Annotated in this window: 1 pseudogene; it reads right to left on the reverse strand. The window is 60.4% G+C overall.

The window, feature by feature from the left end:
- Nucleotides 1-133, reverse strand: a pseudogene (locus GYA94_RS28340) (hypothetical protein); the annotation flags it as partial.
- Between the last annotated feature and the right edge of the window lie 271 nt (nt 134-404).

Genomic DNA, 404 nt, shown 5'->3' on the forward strand with positions numbered 1-404 from the left:
GCAGGAACACCAGGCCGGCCAGCAGCACCCGCGCGAGCACGGCGAAGTAGCTGTCGACGTGCCCGGCCAGGTACTCGCCGATCAGGCTGAAGGAAAACGCCTGGATCAGCGCGACGATTATCAGGTAGCCCATGGTTGTCTCTCGTGAATCAAGGCGGCGACCTTAGCGGGTTGCAGGCTTTGTGATCAACCATGAGGAATGTGGGGCTGTGCCGGCCTGTTCGCGGGCTTGCCCGCTCCCACAGGTAAATCACAGGACTCAAGTGCGGTGATATACCTGTGTGCGGGCAAGCCCGCGAACAGGCCGGCACAGCCATCCACAAAACACCAGGCATAAAAAAGCCCGGCCATCAAGGCCGGGCAGGTACACCCAAAGGAGCAAAAACAGGTGTCAGGGTTGGGAA

Origin of the sequence: Pseudomonas juntendi, from assembly GCF_009932375.1 — a bacterium.
GTDB classification, from domain to species: domain Bacteria; phylum Pseudomonadota; class Gammaproteobacteria; order Pseudomonadales; family Pseudomonadaceae; genus Aquipseudomonas; species Aquipseudomonas juntendi.